General features: G+C 70.9%; 6 protein-coding genes. 3 read left to right on the top strand and 3 right to left on the bottom strand.

The annotated features are described in order from the left end of the window. Positions 1 to 51: 51 nt before the first annotated feature. On the bottom strand, positions 52 to 1671 hold the full coding sequence (locus tag ABD207_RS02845; RefSeq protein ID WP_425580618.1) for a serine/threonine-protein kinase: 1620 nt from the start codon (positions 1669 to 1671) through the stop codon (positions 52 to 54). Positions 1672 to 1891: 220 nt separating this feature from the next. Here ABD207_RS02845 and ABD207_RS02840 point away from each other — a divergent pair, with 220 nt between their 5' ends. Beyond that, positions 1892 to 2620 carry a hypothetical protein gene (locus ABD207_RS02840; RefSeq protein ID WP_344009778.1) on the top strand — a complete coding sequence of 243 codons (729 nt, stop codon included), beginning with the start codon at positions 1892 to 1894 and terminating at the stop codon, positions 2618 to 2620. A 174-nt stretch (positions 2621 to 2794) separates the two neighbouring features. Here the strand turns inward: ABD207_RS02840 and ABD207_RS02835 are convergent, their stop codons facing one another. Next, on the bottom strand, positions 2795 to 3379 hold the full coding sequence (locus ABD207_RS02835; protein WP_344009776.1) for a biotin transporter BioY: 585 nt from the start codon (positions 3377 to 3379) through the stop codon (positions 2795 to 2797). Between the two features lie 387 nt (positions 3380 to 3766). Between ABD207_RS02835 and ABD207_RS02830 the strand changes: the two genes are divergently transcribed. Then, positions 3767 to 5146, top strand: a complete 1380-nt coding sequence (locus ABD207_RS02830; protein ID WP_344009775.1) for an amino acid permease — start codon at positions 3767 to 3769, stop codon at positions 5144 to 5146. A 141-nt stretch (positions 5147 to 5287) separates the two neighbouring features. Then, positions 5288 to 5935: a superoxide dismutase gene (locus ABD207_RS02825; RefSeq protein WP_344009774.1), complete on the top strand. Its 648-nt coding sequence runs from the start codon at positions 5288 to 5290 to the stop codon at positions 5933 to 5935. Between the two features lie 180 nt (positions 5936 to 6115). Here ABD207_RS02825 and ABD207_RS02820 read toward each other — a convergent pair whose 3' ends face one another. Continuing rightward, complete coding sequence (locus tag ABD207_RS02820; RefSeq protein ID WP_344009772.1) at positions 6116 to 6769, bottom strand: mycothiol-dependent nitroreductase Rv2466c family protein; 654 nt, start codon at positions 6767 to 6769, stop codon at positions 6116 to 6118. Positions 6770 to 6898 lie beyond the last annotated feature (129 nt).

Here is a 6898-nt window from a genome sequence, read left to right as displayed (position 1 = left end):
GTCCGCCGCGGGCCCCTTCCATGTGCAGAGACGTGCGCCCTCAGCTTTTGCTCACAGCACGGTGAAGCTCTTCTTGGTCTTCTCGTAGACGCGCAGGGCCTCGTCCTCGGTGCCGGGCTGGTACCAGGTGTTGATCTGGTACGACTTGCCGTCCTGGTTGAAGCCGAGGAGCCGGGCGTGCCAGGGGGTGCCCTCGAGGGTGAAGGTGTACTCCCAGACCACGGCGGGGTGACCGCGGAAGGTGGTCTCCTCCAGGCGGATCTTGCGGTAGTTCCGGCCCTGGTGGGCGTTGCGTTCGGAGGTCTGCCAGGTCTGCAGGAGGTCGCCGCGGGCCAGCGCGGACTTGGCGACCAGTTCCTGCCGGCCGTCGGGGGAGGTGTAGTGCACCTCCGCGCCGGTCTTGACGTCACGGCGCCAGCCGACGGGCGGCGTCCAGGCGAATCCCCCCGCCTCGCGGCGGGCTCCGGGCGGCAGGGACGGAGGCCTGGAGGTGCCCTGGACGGTGGGACTCGGGTCGGGCGCGGAGGTCTCCGTGCCGCCGCCGCTTCCGGAGGGGTCGGCCCCGGTGTCGGTGAGCAGGACGGCGAGCACGGTGGTCGCGGCGACGGCCGCTGCCGCCGCGGCGGCGAGGACGGTGCGGCGGTGCGGCTTGGTGCGGGAACCGATGGAAGAGTCCGGGCGGACATCGGAGTCCGGGGGCCTGTGCTGCCGGCGGTCGCGCTCGCGCGGAGGGGACTCGGTGCGTCCAGCGGCACGCCTGCCCTCAGGCGGATCGGGCTCGGACTGTGGCCGGTTGACGACCGTGGCAGGCGGTGGCTCGGGATCCGGCGCCGGCTCCGGCCGGGCAGGGAGCGTGGGGACCTGGTCCGGTTCCGGCCGGGCGGGGAGTGTGGGGGCGGGGGTCGGGACGGTGGGTGACGGGGGCGGGTGGGCGATGAGGCCGAGGGTGGATTCCAGCCTGCTCAGGGAGGGGCGCCGCGCCGGGTCCTTGTGCAGGGCCGCTTCCAGCGTGTCCCGCAGCGGTCCGGCCGTCTCCGGGAGTTCCGGGTCCTCGTAGAGGACGGCGTGCAGGGTGGCCAGGGTGGTGGGGCGGGTGAAGGGAGAGGCGCCGCTGAGGGCGGCGCAGAGCGTGGCGCCCAGGGAGAAGATGTCGGACGGCGGGCCCTGGGGGCGGCCGGAGACGCGCTCCGGGGCCATGTAGTCGGGGCTGCCGACGAGCATGCCGGCCATGGTCAGCGCCTTGGCGTCCTGGAGGGCGGCGATGCCGAAGTCCGTGAGGACGACCCTGCCGCCGCGGTCCACCAGGACGTTGCCCGGCTTGATGTCACGGTGCAGCACACCGCGGGCGTGCACCTCGCGGAGTGCGGCCACCAGGCCCAGCCCGATGCGGGCCGTCTCCCGCGGGGTGAGCCGGCCGTCCTCGGCGAGAATGCGCTCCAGCGAGCGGCCGGCCACCAACTCCATGACGATCCACAGCCGTTCGCCCTCGTCGACCACGTCGTAGATCCGCACCACGTTGGGGTGGTCGATCCGTGCGGTCGCCCGTGCCTCGCGCAGAGTGCGTTCGCGGCGCGTCCGGGAATCCTCCGCGTCGCTTCCGTCCAGCCGCATTTCCTTCACGGCGACCTGGCGGTGGAGTATTTCGTCGGCGGCTCGCCACACCCGCCCCATTCCCCCCTGACCGATACTCTCGCCCAATCGGTACCGCCCGGCCACCAATATCCCTGGAATCCCGGCGCTGTTGATATTCCCCGGCAATCCGCCACACCCCCTCAGCACGGCCCGAGTGAAACACGATGGTCACACTTCAGGCGGTCCCAGCATAGTGCGGACAAATCTTGTGGTACCTCTTCGAGTACTGCGAATTCAGGCGCAGCCAAGGGGGGCGAACATGAGTTCTCGTCGCAGGGCGAACGTCACCGGATCGCTGGTGGCAGCATCTTTCTCGGCGGTTCTGATCTTTTCCGGCACCGCCGTGGCGGACGATCAGGACTCCGGGAGCAGCAAAGGGGGAAAGGTCGTCGACAAGGCCCCGGCGGGGGTGGAGTTGACGACGCTGCTGCCCGAGAAGATCTCGGTCGACAACAGTTCGGGGAAGACGGCGATTACCGCCACGGTGAAGAATGGGGGAAGTGCGGACAGCGGGAAGATCAATCTCTTGGTCGTCGGGTTCGACGGACTGACCGTCAAGAACGTCCCCGGTTGTGAACGGATCGCCGAGAACGGCCTTCCGGAGGGTGCGAACAGCGGATTCAGCTGCCCGGTCGGCAATCTCGCCGCCGGCGCCTCCAAGTCGTACGCGGTGGACGCCACGTACGACCTGAAGAAGAAGGGGAAGATCTGCCTTCCCGTCCAGTCGGAGGACAGGAAGAAGACGTACTGGCAGCAGGGGCCGGTCCCGTTCGGCACCACCAACCCCTCGCCCGACGCCCCGGCCACTCCCCTGCTCCTCGGCACCGACAACGAGCCGGTGAGCCCGGGAGCGGACGAGCTGCCGAAGACGGGCCCGGTGCGTGAGCTGCTGCCGCTGGGCGCGGCCGGCGCCTCCCTGCTGGCGGCCGGTGCGGCCGGGCTGTGGTGGTCGCTGCGGCGGCCGGGACAGCAGGAAGCCGGCGTCTGAGACGGACCCCGGCACGCAAAAGGCCCGCCGGGCCGTACGTCAGTCGTACGAACCGGCGGGCCTTCGTCCAGCGGCCGGGGCCGGCTCCGCCCCGCTGGGCTGTCAGGCGATGCAGCGACGGCTGGGGGCGGGACACCACTGCGTTTCGGCAGCCGGTCCGCTGCTCGGTGGGTGTCAGCGCTTGTTCACGAACTTCCAGGCCGTGGGCAGGATGCCCATCGCCAGGGCGGCCTTGAGGGCGTCGCCGATGAGGAACGGGGTCAGGCCGGCCGCGATGGCGGCGGAGGCGGACATGCCGGTGGCCAGGGCCAGGTAGGGCACGCCGACGGCGTAGATGATCGCCTCGCCGAGCAGCATGGTGCCCGCCATCCGCCAGGCGGAGCGGTCGGCGCCGCGGCGGGCCAGGGCGCCGACGGCGGCGGCGGCCAGCATCATGCCGATGATGTAGCCGAAGGACGGCATCCCGATGCCGGACGCGCCTCCCGCGAACCACGGCATACCGGCGATGCCGGCCAGCGCGTACACGGCGAGGGAGAGCAGGCCCCGGCGGGCGCCGAGGGCGGTGCCGACCAGAAGGGCGGCGAAGGTCTGGCCGGTCACCGGCACCGGGGAGCCGGGGACGGGCACGGCGATCTGCGCGGCGAGGCCGGTGAGCGCGGCACCGCCGAGCACGAGGGCGGTGTCCCGGACGCGGGAGGCCGGGAGCAGGTCGGCGAGGACCAGGCCGGGGCGGGCGGGTGTGGCGGCGACGGTGCTCATGGGGACTCCGCGAGGGTGAGGACGGTTCGGAACACCGTGACGCTATCCCGCTGCCCGCGCGGCGATCACCGTCATGGCCCGACAAAGGCGGGATCGGGCCATTGGTGGGCTTCGGACAAAGAACGGAAACGGCACCCGGGCGGGAGTGACCCGTGTCACGGAGCTGAGGAGGCATCTCTCACTCGGAGCGCCGGGACGGGCCTGTAGGGTTTCACCAATCAGGGTCGTGGCGGCGTCGACCCGTCCCCGCACCGCCGGTCAGGGGCCGGGCACCGTGCGTCCGCACGGTGTCCGTATGGTGAGCCGCTCCGGCCCGAGGGTGGCCCGGCCACCCAGACTGGTGTCGTTTTGCCCACGTCCCCCCACGCATTGGACGATCCGCGCCCCATGCCCAGCACCTCTGTGAAAGCGCCGCCGGAGCAGGACGGCGTCTCCCTCTCCCACGGTCTCAAGCAGCGCCATCTGTCGATGATCGCCCTCGGCGGTGTCATCGGCGCCGGCCTGTTCGTCGGCTCCGGTGCCGGCATCGCCGCCGCCGGTCCGTCGATCGTCGTCGCCTATGCCCTCTCCGGCCTCCTGGTGATGCTGGTGATGCGGATGCTCGGCGAGATGTCGGCCGCCCATCCGTCGTCGGGCTCCTTCTCGGCGCACGCCGAGCGGGCGCTCGGGCCCTGGGCCGGGTTCACCGCCGGCTGGTCGTTCTGGGTGCTGCTGTGCACGGCGGTCGGCCTGGAGGGCATCGGCGCCGCCAAGATCGTGACCGGCTGGCTGCCCGGTACGCCCGAGTGGGCCTGGGTGGCGCTGTTCATGGTGGTGTTCTGCGGCACCAACCTCGCCGCGGTGAAGAACTTCGGTGAGTTCGAGTTCTGGTTCGCCGCGCTGAAGGTCGGCGCGATCACCCTGTTCCTGGTGCTCGGCGGGCTGGCCATCGCCGGCCTGCTGCCGGGCACGGACTCCCCCGGCACCTCCCACCTGGGCGACTTCCTGCCCAACGGCGCCGAGGGGCTGGTGATCGGGCTGCTCGCCTCGGTGTTCGCCTACGGCGGTCTGGAGACGGTGACGATCGCCGCGGCCGAGTCGGAGGACCCGGTCAAGGGCGTGGCGAGCGCGGTCCGTACCGCGATGTGGCGGATCGCGGTGTTCTACATCGGCTCCATGGCCGTGATCGTGACGCTGGTGCCCTGGGACTCCCCGGCCGTGGTGGAGAGCGGCCCGTACGTCGCCGCGCTGGACGAGCTCGGCATCCCCGGCGCCGGTCAGCTGATGAACGTGGTGGTGCTGGTCGCCCTGCTGTCGGCGATGAACGCCAACATCTACGGCGCCTCTCGCATCGGCTACTCGCTGGTCGAGCGCGGCCAGGGCCCCAAGGCGCTCGGCCGGGTGTCGGGCGGTGTGCCGCGGGTGGCCGTGCTGGCCTCCTCGGTCTTCGGCTTCGGGTGCGTGCTGCTGAGCTACTGGCGGCCGAACGACGTCTTCTCCTGGCTGCTGAACATGATCGGCGCGGTGATCCTGGTCGTCTGGATCTTCATCGCCGTCTCCCAGCTGCGGCTGCGGCGCCGGCTCGAGCGGGAGGCCCCGGAGAAGCTGGTCGTGCGGATGTGGGCGTTCCCGTTTCTGACGTATGTCGCGCTGCTGGGCATGGCGGCGGTGTTCGCGCTGATGGCGCGTGAGCCCGACACGCGCGTGCAGCTGTACTCGACGGGCGGGATGACGCTGGTGCTGGCGGCCGTGGGCTACGCCTGGCAGCGGGTGCGCGCCCGGCGCTGATCACCGGCCCTCTCGGCAAGGGCCCTCGCGTGGACGACACGCGGGGGCCTTTTGCATGCCCCGGCCCTCCCCGGCGGCCCTCCTGCTGCTAGCGTGCAGTTGCAAGCTTATTGCAATAAGAGGTTCGGAGGGGACCCCGCCATGCCCGTGTACACGCTGCCCGACCTGCCCTACGACTACTCCGCGCTCGCCCCGGTGATCAGCCCCGAGATCATCGAGCTGCACCACGACAAGCACCACGCGGCCTATGTGAAGGGCGCCAACGACACGCTGGAGCAGCTCGCCGAGGCGCGGGAGAAGGAGCAGTGGGGCGCGCTCAGCGGACTGGAGAAGAACCTGGCGTTCCATCTGTCCGGGCACATCCTGCACAGCATCTACTGGCAGAACATGACCGGCCCGAAGGAGGGCGGCGGCGAGCCGCTCGCCCAGGACGGCGTGGGCGAGCTGGCGGAGGCGATCAAGGAGTCCTTCGGCTCCTTCGCGGCATTCAAGGCGCAGCTGTCCAAGGCGGCTGCGACCACCCAGGGGTCGGGCTGGGGCGTGCTCGCGTACGAGCCGCTGAGCGGGCGGCTGATCGTCGAGCAGGTCTACGACCACCAGGGCAACGTGGGGCAGGGCTCCACCCCGGTCCTGGTCTTCGACGCCTGGGAGCACGCCTTCTATCTGCAGTACCGGAACCAGAAGGCGGACTTCATCGAGGCGATGTGGCAGGTCGTCAACTGGCAGGACGTCGCCCGCCGCTACGAGGCCGCCAAGTCCCGCACGGATGTGCTGCTGCTCGCTCCCTGAGACCGGGAGCCCCCCGGGACCGGGGCCCCGGAAACCCCCTGAGCCCGGCAGCCCCTGAAGCGTCCTGCCTCGTGATCGTCTTCTCACCGTTCACCCGGGGCAGGCGGAAAGAGGAAGCCCCCCGCGAGGACGTGACTCGCGGGGGGCTTCCGTATGCGCTTGCTGTCGCCGGCGCCGGCCTCAGAGGTTGCTGAAGTCCGGCCCCTTCGTCCTGGTGCGCTTGATCTCGTAGAAGCCCGGGACCGAGGCGACCGCGAGGGTGCCGTCCCACAGGCGGGCGGCCTCCTCGCCCTTGGGGGCCGGGGTGACCACCGGGCCGAAGAAGGCGATCTCCTTGCCGTCGGGACCGGGCACCGCGATGACCGGGGTGCCGACGTCCTGGCCGACCTTCTCGATGCCCTCCTTGTGCGAGGCGCGCAGCTCCGCCTCGTAAGGGGTGGAGTCCCAGTGCTCCATCAGGGACTCGGGCAGCCCGGCGTCGCGCAGCGCGGCGGCGACGGTCTCCTTGCCCGGGCCCTCGCCGCGGTTGTGGATGCGGGTGCCGAGCGCGGTGTAGAGGTCGCCGAGCACCTCGGCGCCGTGCTCCTGCTGGGCGGCGATGACCACCCGGACGGGGCCCCAGGCCTTGGTCTCGAGCATCTCCCGGTACTCCTCGGGCAGCGCGTCGAGCTTGTTCTCGTTCAGCACGGCGAGGCTCATCAGATGCCAGCGCACCTTGATGTCCCGGACCTTCTCCACTTCCAGCACCCATCGGGAGGTCATCCAGGCCCAGGGGCACAGCGGGTCGAACCAGAAGTCGACGGGGATGGGGGCAGCAGGTGACGTGTCCGACATGTCGCTCCTCGACGTGGCAGGGGGTCTGCGTGGTACGGGTCTGTTCGTTCCAGCCTCGGCTTCCACGTCAACGCCACACCGCCTCCCGGCCATTCCCGGCTGCTCCCTGTCAGGGGCGCATGGCAGGAT

This window comes from Streptomyces thermospinosisporus, from assembly GCF_039526425.1.
Classification (GTDB): Bacteria; Actinomycetota; Actinomycetes; order Streptomycetales; family Streptomycetaceae; genus Streptomyces; species Streptomyces thermocarboxydovorans.
This window is presented reverse-complemented; position numbering and strand designations above follow the sequence as displayed.